This window comes from Kribbella sp. NPDC104740 (genome assembly GCF_055583505.1).
This window is the reverse complement of the sequence record NZ_JBVJNV010000004.1, coordinates 323,839-345,378: the sequence shown is the minus strand read 5'-3', so window position 1 is coordinate 345,378 and position 21,540 is coordinate 323,839. Positions and strand designations below refer to the sequence as shown.

General features: G+C 70.3%; 24 protein-coding genes and 1 tRNA gene. 11 read left to right on the top strand and 14 right to left on the bottom strand.

Going from position 1 to position 21,540, the window contains the following annotated elements:
* The first annotated feature begins 168 nt into the window (after positions 1-168).
* Positions 169-1,011: a hypothetical protein gene (locus ACZ6Z4_RS22690; protein ID WP_465567808.1), complete on the top strand. Its 843-nt coding sequence runs from the start codon at positions 169-171 to the stop codon at positions 1,009-1,011.
* A gap of 70 nt (positions 1,012-1,081) precedes the next feature.
* Here the strand turns inward: ACZ6Z4_RS22690 and ACZ6Z4_RS22685 are convergent.
* The 8 genes from ACZ6Z4_RS22685 to ACZ6Z4_RS22650 form a co-directional block, all read right to left on the bottom strand.
* Positions 1,082-1,154: transfer RNA gene (locus ACZ6Z4_RS22685), tRNA-Ala, on the bottom strand.
* Between the two features lie 72 nt (positions 1,155-1,226).
* Positions 1,227-2,087 carry a divisome protein SepX/GlpR gene (gene sepX, locus ACZ6Z4_RS22680; protein ID WP_465567805.1) on the bottom strand — a complete coding sequence of 287 codons (861 nt, stop codon included), beginning with the start codon at positions 2,085-2,087 and terminating at the stop codon, positions 1,227-1,229.
* Between the two features lie 98 nt (positions 2,088-2,185).
* Positions 2,186-2,803, bottom strand: coding sequence for a GNAT family N-acetyltransferase (locus ACZ6Z4_RS22675; protein ID WP_465567801.1), 618 nt, complete (start codon positions 2,801-2,803; stop codon positions 2,186-2,188).
* A complete protein-coding gene (locus tag ACZ6Z4_RS22670) occupies positions 2,803-3,291 on the bottom strand; it encodes a MogA/MoaB family molybdenum cofactor biosynthesis protein (RefSeq protein WP_465567798.1) in 489 nt (162 codons plus the stop codon). The genes ACZ6Z4_RS22675 and ACZ6Z4_RS22670 overlap by 1 nt, the downstream gene beginning before the upstream one ends.
* Positions 3,288-3,806: a cyclic pyranopterin monophosphate synthase MoaC gene (gene moaC, locus ACZ6Z4_RS22665; RefSeq protein ID WP_465567794.1), complete on the bottom strand. Its 519-nt coding sequence runs from the start codon at positions 3,804-3,806 to the stop codon at positions 3,288-3,290. Before moaC ends, ACZ6Z4_RS22670 begins: the two co-directional genes overlap by 4 nt.
* Positions 3,803-5,029: a molybdotransferase-like divisome protein Glp gene (gene glp, locus ACZ6Z4_RS22660; protein ID WP_363665549.1), complete on the bottom strand. Its 1,227-nt coding sequence runs from the start codon at positions 5,027-5,029 to the stop codon at positions 3,803-3,805. The genes moaC and glp overlap by 4 nt, the downstream gene beginning before the upstream one ends.
* Positions 5,026-5,505, bottom strand: coding sequence for a GNAT family N-acetyltransferase (locus ACZ6Z4_RS22655; protein ID WP_465567791.1), 480 nt, complete (start codon positions 5,503-5,505; stop codon positions 5,026-5,028). Before ACZ6Z4_RS22655 ends, glp begins: the two co-directional genes overlap by 4 nt.
* A gap of 36 nt (positions 5,506-5,541) precedes the next feature.
* On the bottom strand, positions 5,542-6,930 hold the full coding sequence (locus tag ACZ6Z4_RS22650) for a UTP--glucose-1-phosphate uridylyltransferase (protein ID WP_465567788.1): 1,389 nt from the start codon (positions 6,928-6,930) through the stop codon (positions 5,542-5,544).
* 66 nt (positions 6,931-6,996) lie between these two features.
* On the opposite strand from ACZ6Z4_RS22650, the gene ACZ6Z4_RS22645 reads away from it, so the two are divergent.
* Both ACZ6Z4_RS22645 and ACZ6Z4_RS22640 read left to right on the top strand, forming a co-directional pair.
* A complete protein-coding gene (locus ACZ6Z4_RS22645) occupies positions 6,997-7,548 on the top strand; it encodes a 5-formyltetrahydrofolate cyclo-ligase (protein WP_363665552.1) in 552 nt (183 codons plus the stop codon).
* Between the two features lie 27 nt (positions 7,549-7,575).
* Positions 7,576-8,499, top strand: a complete 924-nt coding sequence (locus ACZ6Z4_RS22640) for a phosphotransferase (RefSeq protein ID WP_465567784.1) — start codon at positions 7,576-7,578, stop codon at positions 8,497-8,499.
* Positions 8,500-8,502: 3 nt separating this feature from the next.
* Here the strand turns inward: ACZ6Z4_RS22640 and ACZ6Z4_RS22635 are convergent, their stop codons facing one another.
* Positions 8,503-11,034, bottom strand: coding sequence for a penicillin acylase family protein (locus tag ACZ6Z4_RS22635; RefSeq protein WP_465567781.1), 2,532 nt, complete (start codon positions 11,032-11,034; stop codon positions 8,503-8,505).
* 99 nt (positions 11,035-11,133) lie between these two features.
* Here ACZ6Z4_RS22635 and ACZ6Z4_RS22630 point away from each other — a divergent pair, with 99 nt between their 5' ends.
* Positions 11,134-11,595: a DUF1203 domain-containing protein gene (locus tag ACZ6Z4_RS22630; protein WP_465567779.1), complete on the top strand. Its 462-nt coding sequence runs from the start codon at positions 11,134-11,136 to the stop codon at positions 11,593-11,595.
* Here the strand turns inward: ACZ6Z4_RS22630 and ACZ6Z4_RS22625 are convergent.
* Positions 11,555-13,822, bottom strand: coding sequence for a hypothetical protein (locus tag ACZ6Z4_RS22625; RefSeq protein WP_465567776.1), 2,268 nt, complete (start codon positions 13,820-13,822; stop codon positions 11,555-11,557). The two genes, ACZ6Z4_RS22630 and ACZ6Z4_RS22625, sit on opposite strands and share 41 nt — an antisense overlap.
* A gap of 188 nt (positions 13,823-14,010) precedes the next feature.
* Between ACZ6Z4_RS22625 and ACZ6Z4_RS22620 the strand changes: the two genes are divergently transcribed.
* From ACZ6Z4_RS22620 to mscL, 3 genes are all read left to right on the top strand, one after another.
* Positions 14,011-14,358: an FmdB family zinc ribbon protein gene (locus ACZ6Z4_RS22620; protein WP_465569258.1), complete on the top strand. Its 348-nt coding sequence runs from the start codon at positions 14,011-14,013 to the stop codon at positions 14,356-14,358.
* Positions 14,359-14,429: 71 nt separating this feature from the next.
* Positions 14,430-15,038 (top strand): CpaB family protein, encoded by a 609-nt coding sequence (locus ACZ6Z4_RS22615; protein WP_465567772.1) that lies wholly within the window; start codon positions 14,430-14,432, stop codon positions 15,036-15,038.
* A gap of 144 nt (positions 15,039-15,182) precedes the next feature.
* Positions 15,183-15,596 (top strand): large conductance mechanosensitive channel protein MscL, encoded by a 414-nt coding sequence (gene mscL, locus ACZ6Z4_RS22610; RefSeq protein WP_465567769.1) that lies wholly within the window; start codon positions 15,183-15,185, stop codon positions 15,594-15,596.
* 13 nt (positions 15,597-15,609) lie between these two features.
* Here mscL and ACZ6Z4_RS22605 read toward each other — a convergent pair whose 3' ends face one another.
* From ACZ6Z4_RS22605 to ACZ6Z4_RS22590, 4 genes are all read right to left on the bottom strand, one after another.
* Positions 15,610-16,098 carry a GNAT family N-acetyltransferase gene (locus ACZ6Z4_RS22605; protein ID WP_465567766.1) on the bottom strand — a complete coding sequence of 163 codons (489 nt, stop codon included), beginning with the start codon at positions 16,096-16,098 and terminating at the stop codon, positions 15,610-15,612.
* A 78-nt stretch (positions 16,099-16,176) separates the two neighbouring features.
* Positions 16,177-16,836, bottom strand: coding sequence for an alpha/beta fold hydrolase (locus ACZ6Z4_RS22600; RefSeq protein ID WP_465567763.1), 660 nt, complete (start codon positions 16,834-16,836; stop codon positions 16,177-16,179).
* Entirely contained in the window at positions 16,833-16,976 is a 144-nt protein-coding gene (locus ACZ6Z4_RS22595; RefSeq protein WP_465567761.1) for a hypothetical protein, read from the bottom strand. Before ACZ6Z4_RS22595 ends, ACZ6Z4_RS22600 begins: the two co-directional genes overlap by 4 nt.
* Positions 16,977-17,204: 228 nt before the next feature.
* Positions 17,205-17,891, bottom strand: coding sequence for a hypothetical protein (locus tag ACZ6Z4_RS22590; protein WP_465567758.1), 687 nt, complete (start codon positions 17,889-17,891; stop codon positions 17,205-17,207).
* Positions 17,892-18,090: 199 nt separating this feature from the next.
* Here ACZ6Z4_RS22590 and ACZ6Z4_RS22585 point away from each other — a divergent pair, with 199 nt between their 5' ends.
* The 4 genes from ACZ6Z4_RS22585 to ACZ6Z4_RS22570 all read left to right on the top strand — a co-directional run bounded on the left by ACZ6Z4_RS22585 (position 18,091) and on the right by ACZ6Z4_RS22570 (position 21,456).
* Positions 18,091-18,708, top strand: a complete 618-nt coding sequence (locus ACZ6Z4_RS22585) for a hypothetical protein (protein ID WP_363665562.1) — start codon at positions 18,091-18,093, stop codon at positions 18,706-18,708.
* A 159-nt stretch (positions 18,709-18,867) separates the two neighbouring features.
* A complete protein-coding gene (locus tag ACZ6Z4_RS22580) occupies positions 18,868-20,232 on the top strand; it encodes an alpha/beta hydrolase (RefSeq protein ID WP_465567754.1) in 1,365 nt (454 codons plus the stop codon).
* Between the two features lie 92 nt (positions 20,233-20,324).
* Positions 20,325-20,819, top strand: a complete 495-nt coding sequence (locus ACZ6Z4_RS22575) for a SigE family RNA polymerase sigma factor (RefSeq protein WP_465567751.1) — start codon at positions 20,325-20,327, stop codon at positions 20,817-20,819.
* 37 nt (positions 20,820-20,856) lie between these two features.
* On the top strand, positions 20,857-21,456 hold the full coding sequence (locus tag ACZ6Z4_RS22570; RefSeq protein ID WP_465567748.1) for an META domain-containing protein: 600 nt from the start codon (positions 20,857-20,859) through the stop codon (positions 21,454-21,456).
* Positions 21,457-21,540 lie beyond the last annotated feature (84 nt).

The window sequence follows — 21,540 nt, the reverse complement described above, 5'->3', positions numbered from 1 at the left end:
AAGGCGCCGCATCTGTCCTGCGCGAGGAGATGTGGCTCGCCCGGCGGCGGATTTCCAGCCCGTACGAGGGGCAGATCTGACATTTGATCAGGTGTAACGTGGCTCACACGCCGGCGCCGTACGGGCCGGTGGACGACGCCCCGGGGGTGACTCGCCATGGACCACGGCGTGCCGGAACAGCTGATCAGAGCAGGTGGAGCCGCGCTGATGATCGCGGTCGACGACGCGACCCCGGGCACCGCGGTGGTGACCCTGACCGGTGCCCTCTCGCTCTCGGCCGTCCCCCGCGTGCGGGACACGTTGATGAAGTGCGTGGCCGAGCACCCGACCGCGATCGTGGTCGACCTGAGCCTGGCCCGCCTCGACCAGCCCTACGCCCTGAACGTCTTCTCGATGGCCGCCCGCCGCGCGGCGCTGTGGTCCGGCGTGCAACTCATCCTGGCCTCCGGCGCGGCGCTGGACGCCGTACCCACACCCTCGCTGGAAACGCTCGGCCGCTTCGTCCGCATCCACCCGACCCTGCCCGAAGCCCGAGCAGCGGCCCGCCGTACTCCGCTCCGCCACCTGGCAGTCATCGCGCTCCCACCCCACCAGTCCAGCGCCCACAACGCCCGCACCTACGTCACCGACGTCTGCACCACCTGGGGCTGCACCACCCTCCTCGACGACGCGGTCCTCCTGACCAACGAACTGATCTGCACCGCCCTCGACAACTCCACCGCAGACCTCACCCTCCGCCTCGAGCTCCGCGGCCATCTCCTCACCGTCGCCGTCACCGACAACACCCCACCCGGCCCGCACCCCGTCGACCCCCTCCGCATCCGCATCATCACCGAGCTCGCGAAGGCCTGCGGCTCCTCCCCGACCAGAACCGGCACCCGCACCAACTGGGCCGTCCTGCACTCCCCCGAAGCAGGCCCCGAGGACATCAGCCCCGGCTCTCTCCACCGCCCGCACCTGCCACCCGCGAGCCCCCACACCGGCCGCAGCCAGCTGCACCCCTGGCCCTAGGTTGCCCGAAGCAACAACCCGGACAACGCAAAAGGTCCTCTCCGGCATCGGAGAGGACCTTTTCCCTGGGTGGAGCTGAGGGGATTCGAACCCCTGACCTTCTCATTGCGAACGAGACGCGCTACCAACTGCGCCACAGCCCCAGACCACATCGCTCGGTGTTCCTTGCGACCGCGAAACTCTAACACGGTCGAGGTCGGGATATGAAACCGGGATCAGTCGCCGACCGCGCGCTTGATCTCGGGCTCGACGACCGGCTCCTCGGCGACCTCGTCGGGGACGATCGGGGGCGCGACGGGCTCGGGCTCGACGATGCGGGCCGACGAGAAGACCTCGGGGCCGGACAGGTTGATCGTGCGCACCGTGCGGTCGGGGGCCTTCTCCTTCAGGACGTACGTCGGGAGGGTGACGGGCACCGGGTCCCAGAGGCCTTCGGAGGAGATCGGCTTCGGTTCGGGCTTCGGCGGCTCGGTGTCGGGGAGCTTGACCTCGACGGTCATCTCGTTGTCCGGCGACGACGGGGGCGCCACGGCCGGGCCGCGGTCGTGGCGGGCGGCCGCGCGGGCCTTCCGCTCGGCCAGGACCAGGGCACGCTCGCGCGCCTGCCGGCGCAGCTGCACCCGGGTCAGTACGACGAACGCGACCATCAGCGCGACCGGGATCGACACGCTCCACCACAGCAGGATCCCGAGCCCGGCCAGCGCCGTCATCGACAGCAGTGAAAGGGTCAGGATCGACAGCACCCGCCGGCGGCGCATAGCGGCCACCCGGCGGGCTCGGTTCGGGACGTATCGAGGCGGCGGAGGCTCGGCCAGCGGCGTACCGGTGGCAGTCACCGTCGCGCCGTGCACCGACGTACCGGTCACGGTGGTCCCGGCCGGTGTGGTGACACCGGCACCGGGCGGCCGTACGGCGTAGCCTCCGTCGGTCCGTGACAGCACGCGCGCGGCCGACGACGAGTACGCCTCCGCCGAGCGGCGCCTGCTCGCCTCGTCGTTGCGCTTCAGCATCATCGGGACGAGATAGGCAGCCCAAGCGGCGACGATCGCCACGTAGATCAGCCCTGTCGTCCCCATGCGACGACGCTAAGACCACGGGCGGGTCAGGTCGGGTACGTGGGACGGTGTGTCGCAAGAAGACTCGTGTGACTGGTGTGAACAACCACGGAGCGTGATCAGGTCAGCCGGGCCACCAGACCGGGCCCGACCTCCTCGGCGTTCAGGGCGAAGATCCGGTGGTCGCGCCACTCGCCGTCGATGTGCAGGAACCGCGGCCGCTCCCCCTCGTACCGGAAGCCGAGCTTGTCGACGACGCGCAGGCTGGCCTTGTTCTCCGGGCGGATGGCGACTTCCAGCCGGTGCAGCCCGAGCGTGAACCAGCAGTGGTCGGCCGCCATCGCCACCGCGGTCGGGACGATGCCGCGGCCGGCGTACTGCTCGTCGACCCAGTAGCCGAGGTTCGCCCAGCGAGCTGAGCCGTAGGTGATGCCGGAGACGGTCAGCTGCCCGACCAGCGGCCACCTGGCGCGCGCACCGGCGCCCGCCGCACCGCCGTACGTGATGACGAAGGGCAGCATCCGCCCGTGCCTGGCCTGCCGGTTCCAGTCGCGGGCCATCGCCCGGAACGTCCGCGCACCGTCGTCGGCACCCGGCGGCTGGGTGGCGTCCCACGGCCGCAGCCAGCTGATGTTGCGCTGCCGTGCTGCACTCCACTCGGCGCCGTCACCGGCCCGCAGCGGTCGCAGCCCAACCTGTCCGTGCTGCAGCTCCACCGGCCAGTGGACAACCGCCATCAGTCGTCGTCCGTCCGGACGTGGTCACCGCCGGCGACCTGGTCGACAGCGTGCCGCAGCAGCGGCTCCAGCACCACCAGTCCGTCCTTGACCCCGCCCCGCGAGCCCGGCAGGTTCACGATGACAGTCTTGCCGGCGATACCGGCCACACCACGCGACAGCGCTGCAGTGGGCACGCCCTGCGCGATGCCGTAGGCCCTGATCGCCTCGGCGATGCCAGGGATCTCCTTCTCCAGCACCCCGGCGGTGCGCTCCGGCGTCTCGTCGGTCGGCGAGATCCCGGTCCCACCGGTCGTCACCACCACCTGGTACGCCGCATCGACAGCAGCCAGCAGCGCCTCACCCACCGGCGCCCCGTCCGGCACGACCTGCGGTCCGTCGACGCTGAAGCCCCACTCGGCCAGCCGCTCGGCGATCAGCGGACCGGTGGTGTCGGAGTAGATCCCCGCGGCGGCCCGGTTGGAGATGCTGACGACAAGGGCTTTCACGCGCGCTCCCAGTGACCGGTCTTGCCGCCGTCCTTCGTCTCCACCCGTACGTCGGACAGCACCGCCGCCGGGTTGAGCGCCTTCACCATGTCGATCAGCGCGAGCCCGGCGACGCAGACGGCGGTCAGCGCCTCCATCTCGACGCCGGTCCGGTCAGTGGTCTTGACGACCGCCTCGATCAGCACCGCGTCGTCCGCGACCTCGAGCGCGACCTTCACGCCGGTGACCGCGATCGGGTGGCACAGCGGCACCAGGTCCGGCGTCCGCTTCGCCCCCATGATCCCGGCGATCCGGGCCACGGCCAGCGCGTCCCCCTTCGGTACGCCGTCGCCGCGCAGCGCCTCGACCACCTCGGCCGACACGTAAACCTTGCCGGAGGCAACTGCTCGCCGGGCGGACTCGGTCTTCTCCGAGACGTCGACCATCCGGGCGGCGCCGGAGGCGTCGACGTGCGTCAACCCGCCCGCACCCGCGTCCGCGGCGTGGTCAGCCGCGCCTGGGCGGTCCTGCGTCATCCGGTCTCCTCGTCCAGCAGCCAGAGCTCGACCTGCTCGCCGGCCCGGACGGAGGTGACGTCCTCGGGCACCACGATCAGGGCGTTCGAGCGGCTCAGCCCGCCGAGCAGGTGTGAGCCGTGCCCGCCGACTGTACTGGCCATCCAGCCCTCGTCGCCGGAGGTGGCCGCTGCGCGGACGAACTGCCGCCGGCCCGGCGGCGAGCTGAACCCGTCCAGGCAGACCCCCTGCACGCTGGTCCGCCGGTACGGCATCTGGCCCATCAGCTTGCGCAGCGCCGGCCGGACGAACACCTCGAACGACACGTACGCCGACACCGGGTTGCCGGGCAGCGTGAAGATCGGCACCTCGTCGTCGCCCATCACCCCGAAGCCCTGCGGCTTGCCGGGCTGCATGGCGACCTCGGGGAAGTCGATGGTGCCGAGCTTGGTCAGCACCTCCTTGACCACGTCGTACACGCCTTTGCTGACGCCGCCGGAGGTGATCACGAGGTCGGCTCGGACCAGCTGGTCGGAGAGCGTGTCCATGATCTTCTTCGGGTCGTCGTCGACGATGCCGACCCGGTAGACCACCGCACCGGCCTGCCGCGCCGCAGCGGCCAGCGTGTAGCTGTTGGAGTCGTAGATCTGCCCCTCGCCCAGCCGCGTACCTGGTTCGCGCAGCTCGGCACCGGTCGACACCACGACCACTCTGGGCCGCGGACGCACCTTCACCCGAGCCCTACCGACAGCAGCCAGTACGGCGACCTGCCGCGGCCCCAGCACCGTGTCGGCGTCCAGCACCTTGTCGCCGGCCTTCAGGTCCTCACCGAACCGGCGGACCGAGGCTCCGAGCGCCGGCTGCTGAGCGATGCGCACCTGCGCCGCGCCGCCGTCGGTCCACTCCACCGGTACGACGCTGTCGGCGCCCCGCGGCATCGGTGCGCCGGTCATGATCCGCACACAAGTCCCCGGCGTCACCACGATCGGCTCGCTGCGCCCGGCGGCGATCTCGCCGACCACCGGCAGCGTCACCGGCTCCTCCTGCGACGCCCCGGCCAGATCGGCCGTCTGTACGGCGTACCCGTCCATGGCGGAGTTGTCGAAGCCCGGCAGGTTCACGCCGGACACCACGTCCTCGCAGAGCACCAGCCCGAGCGCCTCCATCAGCGGCTGCTCGAAGGGAGGCAGGGCGCGCACCCTACCGAGGACTACTTCCAGGTGCTCGTCAACGCTGCGTCTCACACCTGCGACTCTAGTCGCTCCGGATGTGCGCCCCAGACCATCCTCACGTCCGGCGCCTTCTCCTCGTTGGCGCTGCCGTCGGTACGGCGTACTTCGGTGAACCCGTGCCGGCTGTAGAACGCCTGCGCCCTGGTGTTGGTCTGGAACGTCCACAGCGCGAGCCCGCCGGGCCGCAGGTCCTTGGCCAGGTCGACCAGCGCGGAGCCGATGCCCTGACCGGCGACCGGCGGGTCGACGTACAGCTGGTCGAGGTCGTCACCGTCCAGCGTCAGCACCGCGACGATCCGGCCGTCGTCGAGCGCCACCCAGGTCTGCCCGTCCGGCAGCAGCACGTCGGCGAACCACTTGCGGACCGCGGGCTCGGTGTGGATCGCCGGCGGCAGCTGCGAGCCCTCGGCGTGCCGGGCGGCCCACCAGACCGCCGCCGCCTCGTTGGTGTCCCACGGCTCCAGCGGCCGGATCAGCAGGTCTTCCATCAGGTCCCCCGGTCAGCCGACGCGGTTGTCGGGCGGTCAGCCGCGCAACTCGGTGCCGTCGGCGATCTCCAGCCGCTCGCCGTCGGCCGCGCTCACCTCGACCTCCCCGACCACCACCACGTCCTTGCCGAAGGCAACATCACCGCGGACCTCGAGCCGGTCCGCCCGGACCAGCGACGGCGGCCCGGCCGGGAACCGCGCCTCGAAGTCGGCCAGGATCTTGAAGTGGTCGCCGTCCAGGTCGACGTACGGCTCGTCGCCCTGGTGCGTGGTGGTCAGGTCGCCGGCCTCGTCCAGGTCGTAGACGTCCGACCGCAGCACCAGCAGGTCGTTGGTGGTCTTCACCGGCTTGAACCGGCTGCGGTCGACGACCACCGCCTGCGACCCGTCGAAGGTTTCGATCGCCGTGCCCATCCCGGTCTCCAGCTGGATCACCTTCGGCGAGCTCGGGTCGGCCGGGTCGACGGTCTTGCGGTTCACGATGATCGGCAGCCCGAGCACACCGTCGTGGCCGGCCATCAGCTCGGCCAGCCGGTCCAGGTCGATCCACAGGTTGTTCGTGTTGAACGTGGTGTGCAGCTTCGTGTTCTGGAAGGAATCCACGTCGTCGGGGTGCACCTGCGCGCTGTCGCGCAGGATCAGCCGGCCGTCGGCCTTGCGGACCGCGACGTGGCCGCCCTTGCGGTCCGAGCGGGTCCGGCGGCAGACCTCCATCCCGAACGGCACGTCGTGCTCGGCCATCCAGGCGGCGATCCGGCCGTCCGGGGTGGCGCCGAGGTTGTCGGCGTTGGAGATGAACGCGTGCCGGAAGCCGTGCTCGCGGAGCGTGTCCAGCATCCCGGAGGCGACCAGCGCGGTGAACAGGTCGCCGTGGCCGGGCGGGCACCAGGCCAGCTCCGGGTCGGCCGGCCACTCCGCCGGGGTCAGGTCGTCGGCCAGGAGCTTGGGCTCCATGTTCTGCTGGAAGTCCAGCGGGATGCCGTCGACCGGCAGGTCGTCGTACTTGCTCAGCACGGCCAGCGACTCGTCCTTGGTCCGGAACGAGTTCATCAGCACCAGCGGCAGCGGTACGCCGTACTGCTTGCGGGTGGCCAGGATCTGCTTGGCGATGATGTCGAGGAAGCTCAGCCCGTCCTTGACCGGCAGCGCGGACTTCGGCCCGGTGACGCCCATCGAGGTGCCCAGGCCGCCGTTCAGCTTGATCACCACGGTCTCGGCGAGCGCCGCGCGCATCGCCTCGGCGTCGGTGTCCAGGTGCTCCAGGTGCGGCAGGTCACCGACCGGCTCGATCTCGTCCTCGCGGATCGTGCCCTGCTGCCCCGCCTCCAGCAGCCGGTAGTAGTGCGAGAAGACCGTGATCGCGACCTCGGCCGCGCCGGCCGCCCGCATCTTCTCCTGTGCCTGCTGAAGCCCCGCCTCACTCATGACCCAACCCTAGGGGACGGTGTGTGGGGCGCGAATGTCGAGTGGCGTGCTTCATACAATCCAGGGGTGATCTCCACCAAGGCTGCCGTGCGGCAGTCACTTCTGGACGCCCGTCGCTCGCTCCCGGCCGGTCGGGGGCTGCTGGACGCCGCCCGGGCGACCGAGCAGGTCCAGCAGGCTCGGCGGGTCGCGCTGTACGTGTCGAAGGGCCCGGAGCCGCAGACCGGTTCGCTGATCGACTGGCTGCTGGCCGGCGACCACGAGGTGCTCCTCCCGATCCTGTACGCCGACAACGACCTCGGCTGGGGCCTCGCACCGGGTGCGGCCGACCTGGTCCCGGGCCGGCTGGGGATGTCCGAGCCGCGCGTGGACCTGGGCTCGGAGGCGATCGCGACGGCCGACCTGGTGATCTGCCCGGCGCTGGCGGTCGACCGGACCGGCGTACGGCTGGGGCGTGGCGGCGGTTCGTACGACCGGGCGCTGGCCCGCGTGCCGGCCGGCGTACCGGTGTGGGCTGCGGTGTTCGACAGCGAGATCCTCGACCACCTGCCGAGCGACCCGCACGACCGGCCGGTGCACGCAGCGCTCACACCCAGTGGCCTAATCCAGCTGACCTGACCCAACTCCGGCTGGTTGGATGGCCGGATGACTACGGAACGTGCAGCCCAGGCCGCTGAGACCGCCGCAGCCGCAGGACGCGAGCTGGGCCTGGAGGTGACCGAGCCGACCGTCCTGTACGACGTGTTCTCGGCGGTGGTGCACCTCAAGCCGTCGCCGGTCGTGGCACGCATCCCGCTGGTCCTCCCCGGCTCGCTGCTCGACCCGGAGCAGGCCGGTGCTCGCCAGCAGCGCGAGCTGGAGGTAGCGCAGTGGATCTACGAGCAGGGCGAGCTGGTGGTCCGCCCTAGCCCACTGGTCCCGCGGCGCTCGGTGCAGCGCGACGGCTTCTCGATGTCGTTCTGGGAGTACGTCGAGCACGACAAGTCGACCGAGCCGGACTACACGCAGGGTGTGGTCCGCTCTGCGGCGATGCACGCGTTGCTGGCGGAGTACCCGGCTGAGCTGCCCTGGTTCGCGCCGGTGACGCACGCCGTACCGGAGGCGCTGGAGCAGCTGTCGGCCGACACACCAGTGCTGACCGCTGGGGACGTGGACCGGGCCCGGCGCGAGTGGGAGCTGCTGGAACCGCTGTGCTCGACCAGGGAGGCCTGGGAGGAGGCGTTCCCGGGCTCGCAGGTTCAGGCGATCCACGGCGACGCGCCGTACTACAACATCATCCCGACCGCGCAGGGCGTGCTCTGGTCGGACTTCGAGGACGCCAACCTCGGTCCGATCGAGTGGGACCTGGCCGGCGTACCGCCGGAGTACGTGGAGGTCTACAACAAGGCAGCTGCCGAGCTGGGCCGGCCAGTGCTCGACGAGCGGGCCCAGGTCGCGGCGAACCTCGCCCGGGCCCTCCAGCTGCTCGCCGTACTGCCGCTCACCCCGCAGATGCCCGGCATGGCCGACGCGCTGGAGCCGCTGGTCGGCCACTGGCGGGCCATGCCGTTCGCCTACGGGTTGGAGTAGCCGCTACCGCTCGGGCTTGGTGAAGGTCAGCGTGTGCTCGCGCTTGGCCTCCACCGCACCCTTGCTGAACGCCCAGGGCAGCGTCTCGCCCTTGACCCACAGCTCGGTCTGGTCGGTGTAGTTGCCGGTGAAGGCGTGGCCGGAGACACCGGTCAGGTTGATCCAGCGCGACTTGTCGAAGTCGGACAGGTCGACGACCATCCGCATCGACGGCGTCGCGGTCACGCCGTACCCCTCGGAGGCGTCCCAGCCGGTCGCGTTGACCACGGAGGCGCCGCCGCCCAGCTCGTACGGGCCGCGGTTGAACAGCTTGTCGACCACGCCGATCCCGGACTTGCCGAGCGTCTGGTTGGTCAGCGTCAGCTTGTGCAGCCGCCCCCACTGCCAGTTGCTGGGCTCACGGGCCATCTTGGTGGTGATCTCGGCGCGGCCCTGCTCCAGCGCCTCGCGCAGGATGTCGTCGCGGCTCTCCCGCTGCGGCGTCCGCAGGTCGTCCCACCACCAGCTGTTCGGCTGGACCAGCAGGTTCCGGATCACCTCGAACCAGCGCGAGCCGCCGTCCGGCCAGACCGCCTCCGGCAGCTGGTCGTGGAAGGTCAGCGCGAGCAGGTTGCGCCAGACGATGTTGAAGTACGCCGCCGGCGCGGAGTCGGCCGGCTGGGTGAAGTCCCAGCCCTTGAGCGTGTCCTGGCCCTGCTTGTCGAACTCGTCGTTGATCCCGATCCGGAGCAGGTACGGGACCAGGGTCTCGGCGTTGCGGTTCTTGGTGTCCAGCTGGATCGAGGTCATCGCGTTGACGTCGAGCTTGCCGGCCGCCTGGATCCGCTCCAGGATCTGCTGCGAGCGGTAGCCGTAGTCCCAGTCGCTGGTCAGGTCGTAGCGGTAGGACTTCGGGACGACGGCCTGGTTCGCGGTGACGATGATCCCGTCGGCCGGGTCGAACTCGGTCGGCATCGCCTGGAACGGGATGAACCCGGCCCACTCGTAGCGCGGGTCCCAGCCGGGGACCGGCCAGTCGCCGGTGCCGACCCGGCGGATCGGGACCTTGCCCGGCGCCTGGTAGCCGATGTGGCCTTCCTTGTCGGCGTACACGAGGTTCTGCGAGGGCACCTCGAACAGGGTCGCGGCGGTCCGGAACGCCGACCAGCTCTGCGCCTTGTTCATCGCGAAGATCGCGTCCGCGGTCCGGCCCGGGGTGAGCGCGGTCCACTTCAGCGCGATCCCGTACGGCTCGGTGCTCTTGCCCTTGGCGGCCAGCTCACCGGCCTGCTCGGCGTCGTCGTCGACGTCGGAGATCAGCGGGCCGTGCCGGCTCTCCCGGACGATGATCCGCTCCGGCTCCTCGCGGCCGGCCACCTTGAACTCCTCGGTGCGCAGCTTCAGCGGCTCGACCTTGCCGTTGTAGAGCGCGCCGTTGCCGGACAACCGCTCCAGGTACAGGTCCATCACGTCGGGGTCGAGGTTGGTGAAACCCCAGGAGATCGCGCTGTTGTGGCCGATCACGACCCCGGGCAGACCGGAGAAGCTGAAACCGGACACGTCGAACGGGCACTGCGGGCTGAACTTGTTGCAGTGCAGCCCGACCTGCGTCCAGATGCCCGGCATGGTCGCACCCAGGTGCGGGTCGTTGGCCAGCAGCGGCTTGCCGGTGGTGGTGTGCTCGCCGGAGACGACCCAGGAGTTGGAGCCGACGCCGTCACCGCGGCCGAGCAGCAGCGGCAGGCCCTTGGCGACCTTGTCCACGCTGTCCAGCGACTTCAGCAGCTCCTTGCTGAGCATGGCCCGGTTCGGCGCCTGGCTGTCGACCGGGGCGGTGGTGAACTTGCCCTCCTCGTCGACGGCGCCGCTGGTCAGGATCGGCTCGTTGCGCTGGTACGGGTACGCCGGGTAGAGGCTGTCGATCGTCTTGGGCGGCAGCGACGCGGCCAGCTTGGTCCGCGTGATCTCCGCCTCCATGTTGCCGCCGAGGTCCCAGGCCATCGCCTTCAGCCAGGCCAGCGAGTCGGCCGCCGTCCACGGCTCGGGCCGGTAGTCGGTGCCCTTCAGCGACAGTACGGCGTACTCGAGGCTGAGCCCGGAGCCGGAGTGCTGGTCGAGGTAGGAGTTCACGCCGCGGGCGTAGTCGTCCAGGTACTGCCGGGTGGCCGGGCTGAGCAGCCCCAGCTCCTTCTCGGCGACCCGGCGCCAGCCGAGCGTCCGGACGAACTTGTCGGTCTCCAGGGCGTCCGGGCCGAACAGCTCGGAGAGCCGGCCGGCGGTGACGTGGCGGCGGAAGTCCATCTCGAAGAACCGGTCCTGGGCCGCGACGTAGCCCTGGGCGGCGAACAGGTCGGCCGGCTTGTCGGCGTAGATCTGCGGGATGCCGTTGCCGTCGCGGACCACCTCGACGTCGGCGTCCAGGCCGGTCAGCTCGATCGTGCCGTCGTAGGAGGGGAAGGAGTGGCGGACCACGAAAATGCCGGTCCCGGCCACCACGAGCAGCAGGGTGGCCAGCGCAATTCCGCTGATGACGAGTAACCGAAGCAGGCGACGCACGGACCCAACCGTAGAGAATGCCGCCGCGCACCCCAAATGCTGATACCGGTCCTTAACGCTGCGTACTCACACCGCCGGGGCCCGCGGCGTTCCAGAGTCATGTTCAGCGAGCTCGAGTTCCTGCCCGTTCCGGCCACCGATCTGGACCGGATCCGATGCAACGGCCACGACGACCACGGCAACCCGCTGGTCGCCTTCGACGCCGGGGAGGGCGCACCGCTGCGCTGCTGCCTGCGGATGTCCACCGAGGGTGAGCAGATCACCCTGATCGCCTACCGGCCGTCACCGCTCGGCGGACCGTACGCCGAGGTCGGGCCGGTGTTCGTGCACGCGTCGGCGTGCCCCGGGTTCGTCGGGCCGGAGTTCCCCGCCGACTTCCGCGAGCGACGCGCGGTGCTGCGGCCGTACGACGCCGCCGGGCGGATGCTCGACGGGGTGCTGGCCGAGCCCGGGACCGCTCCCGGTGAGCTGAAGCGGCTGTTCGACGACCCGGCGGTGGCGCTGGTGCACGTCCGGAACGTCATCGCGGGCTGCTGGAACTTCTCGGTCCGCCGGGCCTAGCCGGGTCGTCCGTCGGCGCGGTCAGCGCGTACACCGCGACCGCGCCGACGCTGTACCGGTGCTCGGCCAGCCCGTCGAGCTCGCCGGACGGGCGGTCGAGGTTGGTGTCGAACACGAGCCAGCGGACGCCGTACTGGTTCCAGAGCTGGTCCAGGACGCGCCGGGTCGGCCGCTTGAAGGCGCGGTCGTTCAGCTGCAGGAGGGGCTGGTTCCAGAACGGGCCGTAGAGGGCGTCGGCGTTCCGGCGGCTCTGGGCGGTCGGCGTGTAGGCCCAGCCCTCGACGAGGACCCGGCGTTCGGCGTACGCGGAGAGCCAGAAGTTGCGGGCGTCGCAGGTGCGGTCGGTGTAGACGGGGGTGCAGTGGGAGTTGGTGGCGAGCCGGTCTGTGGTGGCTGAGTGGTCTCGGATGTAGCGGGCAGCCTCGGCTCCGCCGGAGGGGACCTGGCGTCTGGCCTGGCGGCACTCGGGGCGGTCGGGTCCGGCGACGCAGACCTGGTCGGTGAGGGTGGTCAGCATCGTCTTGGGGACGTTCACGGCCGCTACGCCCAGGACGATCAGTACGCCGAGGCCCAGCGCTACTCGACGCTCCGCTGTCCATCGCAGCACGACTACCGCCAGACCTGCCGCCACGAGGACGGCCAGCCATGGCCAGACGAGTTGGAAGGCCACCGCCGCCACCCCCTGTGCGCTGCGCGGTCTGCGCGGTGTCAGAGACGCCAGGACCTGCGCCAGCACCATCCCGACTCCCAGGGCCAGCAACACCCTCGGGCCGATGTGGCGGAGGCGGAGGTCCTTCAGCAGGACGGTCAGTCCCCAGGCGGAGGCGGCGATGGCGAACGGGAAGGCTGCTCGGAGGAAGTCGAGCTGGCTGGGCTTCAGGAGCGCAGCTGCTGCTACTCCGGCTGCTGCGAAGCCTGCGAGGAGGATTGCGGCCGGGTCCTTCCAGCGGCGGGCGAGGCCGAGCATGCCGAGGCCGGCGAGCGACCAGGAGACGAGGAGCGTGGCGCCCGTCGTACCGAGGACTGCGGCGGCCATCAGGTAGCGGCTCTCGAAGCCGACCTGACCGGCGAGGGCACGGAAGGCCTGGCCCGGGCCGAAGGCGACTCCGGACGAGCCGGTGGTGAACAGGACGAAACTTAACGTAGCGAGGACAGCCAGACCGAGCCCTGCCGAGGTCCGGTCGAGCCTCCGCTCGGTGATCAACTTGCCTGCGGCGACCAGCGCTACCGCGACCACGAGCATCGGTACGAAAGGCGCTTTGGTGCCTGCGAGCGCTGCCAGGCCGACGACGAGCAGGAGCCAGTTGCCGCGGTGCTGGTCCTGGCGGAGCAGGCAGACGATCACCCAGACCACCGGGAACGCCAGGACCACGGCGAAGGCGTGGGTGGGGCTGTACATCAGCGCCGAGCTTGAGTACGCCGCCTGGCTGATCAGGTCGCGTCCGCCCCAGCCGTAGACGTCGAAGCTGGTCACGGTCACAAGCAGCCAGGCCGCGAGCGGGCCGGCCCAGGACTTGCGGGCGAGCCGGGTGGCCAGGGCGGCGACCGAGAGGATCGGGACCAGCGCGGCGGTCACCGGCATCAGGCGGCGGAGCAGGAGGTCGAGTTCGATGCCGGTCTGCCAGTTGGCCGCGGCCAGCTCGGCGTGGAGGAACCAGTGGTCGTTCAATTGCTCGCCGAGGACGAACGGGATCTGGCCGGGGAGGTGGTGCTTCAGCTCGGCTGCGAGGGCCAGGTGGTACGGCAGGTCGGCGTACTGGAAGGCGGCGTCGGGGAACGCGATCGGCTCGATCTGGAGACCGGCGCGGGTGATCACCCAGAGGCCGAGCGCTGCTGCGCCTGCTACCGACCAGCTCCACCACAGCGGTGCCGGCGGGCGCGTGCTGCGCCAGTACGGTCGGAGTTTCTTGAGCAGGCCGAAGGTGGTGACCGCCGCGACCGGCACGATCAGCGGCAGGAGCGGGAAGCCGATCGCGCGGCCCGGTAGGTAGGTCAGGATCGAGAGCGCGAGCCCGAAGCCGGTGCCGAAGGCCAGGTCGGAAGCGAAGCCGTCCTGGTTGCCGCGGAGCAGTCGCCACAGCAGGACCCCGGGCAGCATGATGCCGAGGCTCAGGTAGGCGCTGTACGCCAGGACTGCGCCCCACGGCGTCCCGTACTGCGCGAGCAGCACCGCGGCGCCCGCCCAGACCGCCGCCCCCGGCAGCGCTCGACCGGCCCCTGCGCGCACGGCGCTGCCCAGGCCCCTCCCCAGTGGTCCCACGACCGTGGAGACGCTCGCCGGGGGTGGTTGGGTTGCACGGCTGCCGGAAGTGGCCGAAATCCGGTCTGGACCGCCGGAGTTGGAATACTTCGGCGCTCTGACGCATTATTAGCAGTCGAGTAGTAGGAGTGCCAGACGTCCTGAAGGGGAAGAACGTGCCGACGTACCAGTACCAGTGCACCGACTGCGGCGAAGCGCTCGAGGTCCGGCAGAGCTTCACCGACGACGCCCTGACCGTCTGCCCGAACTGCCAGGGCACGCTGCGCAAGGTGTTCAACGCCGTGGGCGTGGTGTTCAAGGGCTCCGGTTTCTACCGCACCGACAGCCGCTCGTCGAGCACGAGCACGGTGAGCGCGAAGTCCGACTCGTCGTCGTCCTCGTCCTCCTCGTCGGGCAGCAGCTCGTCGTCCTCCTCGTCGTCCTCGGACTCGTCGAAGTCGTCTTCGTCGTCCTCCTCCTCGTCGTCGGGCTCGTCGGGCTCCAGCAAGACCAGCGCCGCCTGATCCCCGCCGGCCCGGGCGGGCCTGTGGACAACTGAACGGGCGTTTCGGGGAAAACTCGTACTTTCCCTGGCATGACGAACTTCTGGCACGACCTCATCCGCGCCGCCCGCTGGCACCGCCGGCTCCTCGCCGGCCTGTTCGCGGCGGCCGCCGTGTACTTCGGCCTCGCCTCCTTCGCACCACCGGCCGCGGCCTCCGCCCCCGTCCTGGCCGCCGCCCGCGACCTCCCCGGCGGCGTCACTCCGGCCCCCGGCGATCTCCGCACCCTTCGCCTCCCACCGGCGGCAGTCCCCAGCGGAGCCCTGCAACCAGGCGCCGACCTCTCCGCACGCATCCTGGCCACGCCAGTGCGCTCCGGTGAGCCATTGACCGACGCCCGCTTCCTCACCCCCACAGCGGTTCCGGCAGGCCTGGTCGCCTATCCGTTGCGCCTCGACGACCCCGACATCGCCGCGCTGCTCCGCCCCGGCGACCACGTCGACCTGTACGCCGCCTCAGCCACAGCAGCCCCCGCCGCGACCGCGTTGGCGACCGCCGTACGAATCCTCGCCCTGCCGGCCCCGACCCGCTCCGCGGGCGCCCTCGTGGTCCTCGCCACCACGCCCACCACGGCTGCCCGCCTCGCCCAATCCACCGCCAACAGCAAAATCTCCGTCGCCCTGACCCCCGACACCAGCTGACCAGGACGTCACTGAGCGGACATCTGCGGCTACGATCCGCAGTCCCCCGGCGCGGTCCCTCGCCTGTCCCCGAGCAGAGTCCTACGTTGACGAGGTACAGATCGCCGCGGGTCCACCGGGACCCTCTCGTGGAGGCAGAAAGAGATGCTCAAGGGCTTCAAGGAATTCCTGATGCGAGGCAACGTCCTCGACCTGGCGATCGCCGTCGTCATCGGCACCGCCTTCGCCACCGTGGTGAAGACCGTCGTCGACAACCTGGTGAACCCCCTGGTCGCTTCCCTCGGCGGCAGCAACGTCGACGGCCTCACCTGGCAGATCGTCGACGGCAACAAGGCGTCCACCATCGACTTCGCCGCCATCATCAACGCCTTCATCGTCTTCTTCCTGACGGCACTGGTCGTCTACTTCGTCCTCGTCGTCCCGATGAAGAAGATCCAGGACCGCCGAGCCGCCGCAGCCGCCGCCAAGGGCGAACCCGAGCCGGAGCCCGAACCCCTCACCATGGACCAGCAGCTCCTGATCGAGATCCGCGACGCCCTCAAGTCCCGCCAGCAGTAGCCCTTCCGCTTGCCTACACCTGGCTGACGGTCGGGAACTGCATCCAGGTGTAGGCGACCGGCTGGTTCTTGTTCCACTCGTCGGCCAGGTCGGCCGGCACGTACTCGAACCCGACGCGGCGGTAGGTCCGGATCGCCACGTCGTTGTCCGGCCGAACCCTCAGGAACACATCGGAATACCCAGCCTCCAGCGCCGGACCCAGCAGCGCTTTCACGAACGCCGTCCCGATCCCCCGCCCCCGCGACCCCGGTCGCACGATGATCCGGGCCAGTTCGACCTCGTCCTCCTCGTCGTCCAGCCACAGCTCGGCGTACCCGACCGGTTCGCCGTTCACGTAGTACAGGTACGACCGCACATCATCCGCGGCCTTCGGCCAGCTCCCGACCAACTCCATCGGGAACGGGTACGCGTTCCGCCCCGACAGCAGCCCGACCTCCTGCGCCGAGGTCGCCCACCCCGCGACCTCCGCAGCCTGCCCCACCTCGAACGCCCGCAACTCCATGCGCCAAGCATCACGTGATCCCCGCCGAACCACCACGCTTTATCCGGGGCTCAACACGTAGGCGTCAACCAGCGCGGCTCATCCACCCCCGGCGAACGCAGCGACGGTCGCCACCAACCGATCCCGCTGAGCCTCGAACCCCGGCACCGGCGGCTCCAACAACCCCGGCAGCTCCACCGCCGACGGCATCAACCGCAGCAGCGCATCCACCGTTTTCCTTTGGTGCGAAGGGTTTTCCGGCACCGAAGGCAGCACCCCGATCGGCATCCCCGGCCGCCAAGGCCCGCGGTACTCCCCCAGCTCCACCAGCTGCGCGTCAAGCACCCCACGCAACGTCTCCCCCGCCAACAACCCGTCAGCCACCGCCCCCGAAGCCCCGCGCTCCATCAACCCAGCCCGCCCCCGAGCATCAACGACCGGATCCCCACCGGTCGCCGGCCAAGCAAGCAGCAACCGCCCAACCGCCTCCGGATAAGCCAGCGCCAGCAGCACCGCCACAGTGCACCCGTTCGAAGCCCCCACCACCGTCATCGGCTCAGGCCCCAGAAACCCGCCGAGCGCAGCAACCTCCTGCCCCCAACTCACCGGCCGCCGCACCCGATCCGGCGCCACCACCGTCAACCCAGCGGCCTCGAGGCCGCCCACGATCCCCCGCCGATACCAGAACATCTCGGCATCGGTCCCGTCCCACAGTCCCCCGTGAACCAGCAGCACCCCAGCCGCCACCGATTCACTCACGAACCATGATGCGGAGGTACCTCGCGCAGGATCCGTTCGTCGTCGTCGCTCCCGTTGTCCCGCTCGCCCCAACTCCGGGCGTCGTCGTCACGCGTCTGCTCAGGAAACAGCGGCTCGTCGTCCTCGTACGGCGTACTCATGCCCCCAGATTACGGGAGCCCACCAGCAGGCCCACGACCGTCAGCAGATACGCACCTCGGCCCGAGGCCGGGCTTCCTCAACGCGGCCCTGCTCGCAGCGGGTTCGTCGTGTCCGGGGCTCGGGCTTCATCGCCCCTGATCCAGCAGCTGGCTCTGCGATTTCTCTTTCCGGCCGCAGCGACCTCAGCCCCTGCCGACCCTCCCGGCCGCATCGCAAGCAACCCGCGTTCAGTCCTGCCCAGGAATCCGCGGCAGGTTCCCCTGCTGCCCGCCCTCGATCTGCCCCTGACCGCCCTGCCCCGGCGCGACCTGCGGATTCGCCGCCTGCAGCAGCGGCGCGATCCCCGGCTCGCTCTGCCAGCGCTCAGCGCCGAGCACCGACCAGGCCGTCAAGACCGACAACGTAGGAGTAGCCAGCCCACCCAACTGCAGCGGCTCCGCCTGCTGGAAGCCGAACGTGACGGTCCAGTTCGCCGGATCCGGATAGAACTCCTGCACCGAGTTGTAGTAGAAGCTCAACCACCCGCGCCGCTGCAGATGCGTCATCAGCCGGTAGTTGGTCGCGATCAGCTGCACCTCTTCGAGGTCACGCCACAGCAGCTGCATGTCGCGCCGCGCCGCGGCCTTCCGGCTCGAGTTCACCGCGGCGTTCGCGGCCATCATCCCGAGCACGAAACCCGTGCTGCCGAAGAAGAATCCGCCGCTGCTGTTGTAGCGTCCGTCGCCGCCGTACAGCCGCGCGTAGTGCACCGAGGTCTGCAGGTACGCGACCTCCCCGGGCTCCAGAACGATCCCGTACAACGGCAGCGCCTGCGGCTGTCCGCCACCGCGCAGGAAGCGCGCCCAGTCCTGCCCGAGCTGCCACTCCTCCTGCTCACGGCGTGCGAGTTCGGCCGAGTCTTTCCTCTTGCCCACGTCCGTCCTTCCTCCGGCTGCACCCGGCATCATCCCATTTCTCCAGGGTGAACAGCGCGCACCTGTTACAGCTCTGCTGCTTTTGCCACTCGATCCGGCCCGTGACCGGATAGACGCGCCTCCGTGACACTCCTGCCACGGTCTGTGAGACCTGGTTCGACCATCATGGTGGTCCTTGCCAACCCGGAAGGACCGAGTCGTGAGTGCATCAAGGACACGGGGCCTGATCGGAGCGTCGTCACTGGTAGCCGTCCTCGCCGTCACCGCCGCCTGCGGTGACGAGAGCGGCTCCTCGGGACCCGCCGCCCAGCCCAGCGCAACACCCACCCCCACCCCGACGTTGCCGACCGAGAGCGTCACCCCGCCCACCCCCAGCGGAACACCGAGCACGGACTGCCCGGAGACGATCACCGCGATCCGCAAGTCCGTCGACGCCGCCGTCTGGGGCAAGGGCAGCGCGAAGTCGGCGTTCCAGCCGGTCAGCGTGACGATCTGCCAGTACGACGCCCAGGCGTCCGGGCAGGACTACGCGACGGTGACGACGAAGCGGATGGCCGGCCAGGCGACCGCGTTGTTCGCCCTGGTCAACGCCGCGAAGCCGGAGCCGAAGAAGCCCGGCTTCTGCACCAAGGAGCTCGGCCCGACGTACGTGCTGCGGTTCACCGACAACGAGCGCGGTGTGCTGTCGTTCACGGCCGAGGCGTTCGGCTGCCACCGCCTGGTGGCGACCTCGTTCGAGGGCCAGGGCAAGCCCGGTGACCTGCCGGCGCCGCGGTCCGCCACTCCCGAGCTGGTGAAGTCGCTCGGCCTGCGCTGACCCTGCACCGGACGCGCCCCCCGAAGCCGTCCGGGACGGGGTCATCCCGCCCGCCTTGCGGGTCCCCCTGGGGTCGACCCGCAAGGTGGGTGGCAGAGCCTTGCCCCAGCACCGCGTTACCTGCACCCTGTTCGGCAAGGAGCCCTTCAGGGAGGCCGTATGCGGCTGGTCGCACTGGCAACCGCGCTGCTGCTCGTCTGCTCTGCCTGCTCCGACCCACCCGAAGAGACTCCGCCGCCGAACGTCGCGCGGCAGTGCGACAACATCCCCGGCTTCACCTGTACGACGCTGAGCGTGCCGCTCGACCACTCCAAGCCCACCGGCCAGAAGCTGGAGCTGAACGTCGCGGCCGCAGCGAACACCGACGCACCCCGCGGCGTACTCCTGATGCTCACCGGCGGCCCTGGGCAACCAGGCCTCCCGCTGGTCTCCCGCATCCGCTCGTACCTCGACCCGGCCGTACTGCGTGAGTACCAGCTCGTCATGTTCGACCAGCGCGGCACCGGCGCCAAGGGCATCGACTGCCCGGAGCTGCAGGCAGCGGTCGGCGGATCGGACTTCCTCACCCCGCCGGCGAACGCCGTCGACGCCTGCGCCCGCCAGCTCGGCCCGAGCATCAACTTCTACGGCACACCCGACACCGTCGACGACATCGAGCTGCTGCGCCGCTCGCTCGGCCGCGACCAGCTCACCCTCAACGGCACGTCGTACGGGAGCTTCACCGCGGCGCAGTACGGGCTGAAGTACCCGGACCGCGTCCGCTCGCTCGTGCTCGACTCGGTCGTTCCGCACCGCGGCTTCGACCCGTTCGGCGTCGACCTGATGGCCCACACCGGCGAGGTCCTCGCAGCAACCTGCAAACGCGACCCAGCCTGTACGACGGACCCGGTGGCCGACCTCGCCTGGCTGGTCCAGCGCGGCCGCCTCGACGGCGCACCGGTGAACGGCACCAGCCTGATCGAGTCGCTGTCGATTCTCAGCCTCAACTCGGTCAACCCGTCGCTCGAGGGCATCCCGAAGGTCCTGCACGACGCCCGCAACGGCGACACCGCCGCGCTGGAGGAGATGTTCCTGCGCGCGACCAGCCGCGGTACGCCGTACGACGAACTGTCGGCAGGCCTCCACCTGGCCACCCTCTGCTCCGACCTGCGCTTCCCCTGGAAGCCCGACACCCCAGCGGCCGACCGCACCAACCTGCTCAACGCAGCGGCCGCCAAGCTCACCCCCTCCCAGCTCCACCCGTACGACGTACGCACCGCGCGCAACCAGCTGGTCGTCGACGGCTGCCTGCGCTGGCCGGCCACCCGCGCGTCGACGTACCCGGCGAGCCAGGAGCTGCAGCCGCGGACGCTGATCCTGCACGGCAGCAACGACCTGTTCTGCCCGACCGAGTGGGCGGAGTGGGAACGCGACCACGCCCGTCAGGCGGAGCTTGTCGTCGTACCGGGGAGTGGGCACGGGGTCCAGCGCAGCCAAGTGGACCAGACCGGAAGGGCTCGGGTCAGAGCGTTCCTGCTGGGCTGAGATCCAACTGTGCGTGATTGTCTGCAGCACCTTGTGCGGCTCGATGCGTCTAATAGTCGTGAGGTGTTGTACGCCCAGTCGGGGAGTTGCCGGTGGAGTTCGAGGAGTACGCGTCCGCGCGCGGGCAGGAACTGGTCCGTCTCGGGTTCACCATCTGCGGCGACCACCAGCGCGCCGAGGACCTGGCCCAGATCGCGCTGATGCAGGCGTTCCGGTCCTGGCGCAAGGTGCAGCGGGCCGACGACCCGCACACCTACGTCCGGCGGATCCTGGTCAACTCCTACCTGTCGATGACGCGCCGGCGGTCCTTCACCGAGGCACCGGCGGCCGACCTCGACCCCGACCGCACGGTGCCCGACCCCGCCACCGACATCGTGAACTCCGACGACCTCTGGCGCGCATTGGCCGGGTTGTCGGCCCGCGAGAGGGTCGTCCTGGTGCTGCGCTACTACCAGGACCTGGACGACCGGACGATCGCCGACCTGCTCGGCATCAAACCGTCCTCGGTCCGCAGCCTGGCGAGCAGAGCGCTCGGCACGCTGCGGAAGGCGAGGCAGGCCCACCGCGTCGACGAGCGGTTGCCGTGAGCAGCCGCGGGCGCACCCATCCTGTGAAGAGGTTGCCGTGAGCAGCACCGAGCTCGAGGAAGACCTGCGCGCGACGTTCGACCGCGCCGCGGCTTCCGTCCCACCAGCCCCCGACCTGGTCACGCGGGCCACCGACGGCGTCCGCCAGGCCCAGCGGCGTACGTACGTCGCCACCGGTGCGGCCGTCGCCGCGGTCGCCCTGATCGCGGGTGCCGGGTTCGCGCTCGGCGGCCTGCGCGACTCGACCGACTCGCAGCCCGCCGCGGCCAGTCCTTCGGCCGCGGTCACCAGCGCGCCGGCCGCGGACGCGTCCAAGCTGGCGGGCACGTGGCAGCCGCTCAAGCTGGAGGGGTTCAACGCACTGAAGACGGCCCGGCCGGACAACCCGTCCCTGACCTTCAACTCCGACGGCACCTGGACGGGCTCCGACGGCTGCAACGGGATCAGCGGCACCTTCACCATCGGCCAGCGCGGCGAGTTCACCGCGAAGGCCGGCCCGCAGCGCCTGATCGACTGCGACGCCGTACCGCACACGGCTGTCCTGCAGGCCGCCCGGCGGATCTCGGCGGACGACAAAACGCTGCGCTTCTACGCCGGCGACGGGCGTGAAGTTGCGATCTACGCTCGCAGAGGGTAGCGGTATTTGCTTGCGGAAAGTAGTCAGCACTTGACTATCCGAAGTCCTTCCTTGAAGGATCTACGCAGGCCTGTCCACCGATAA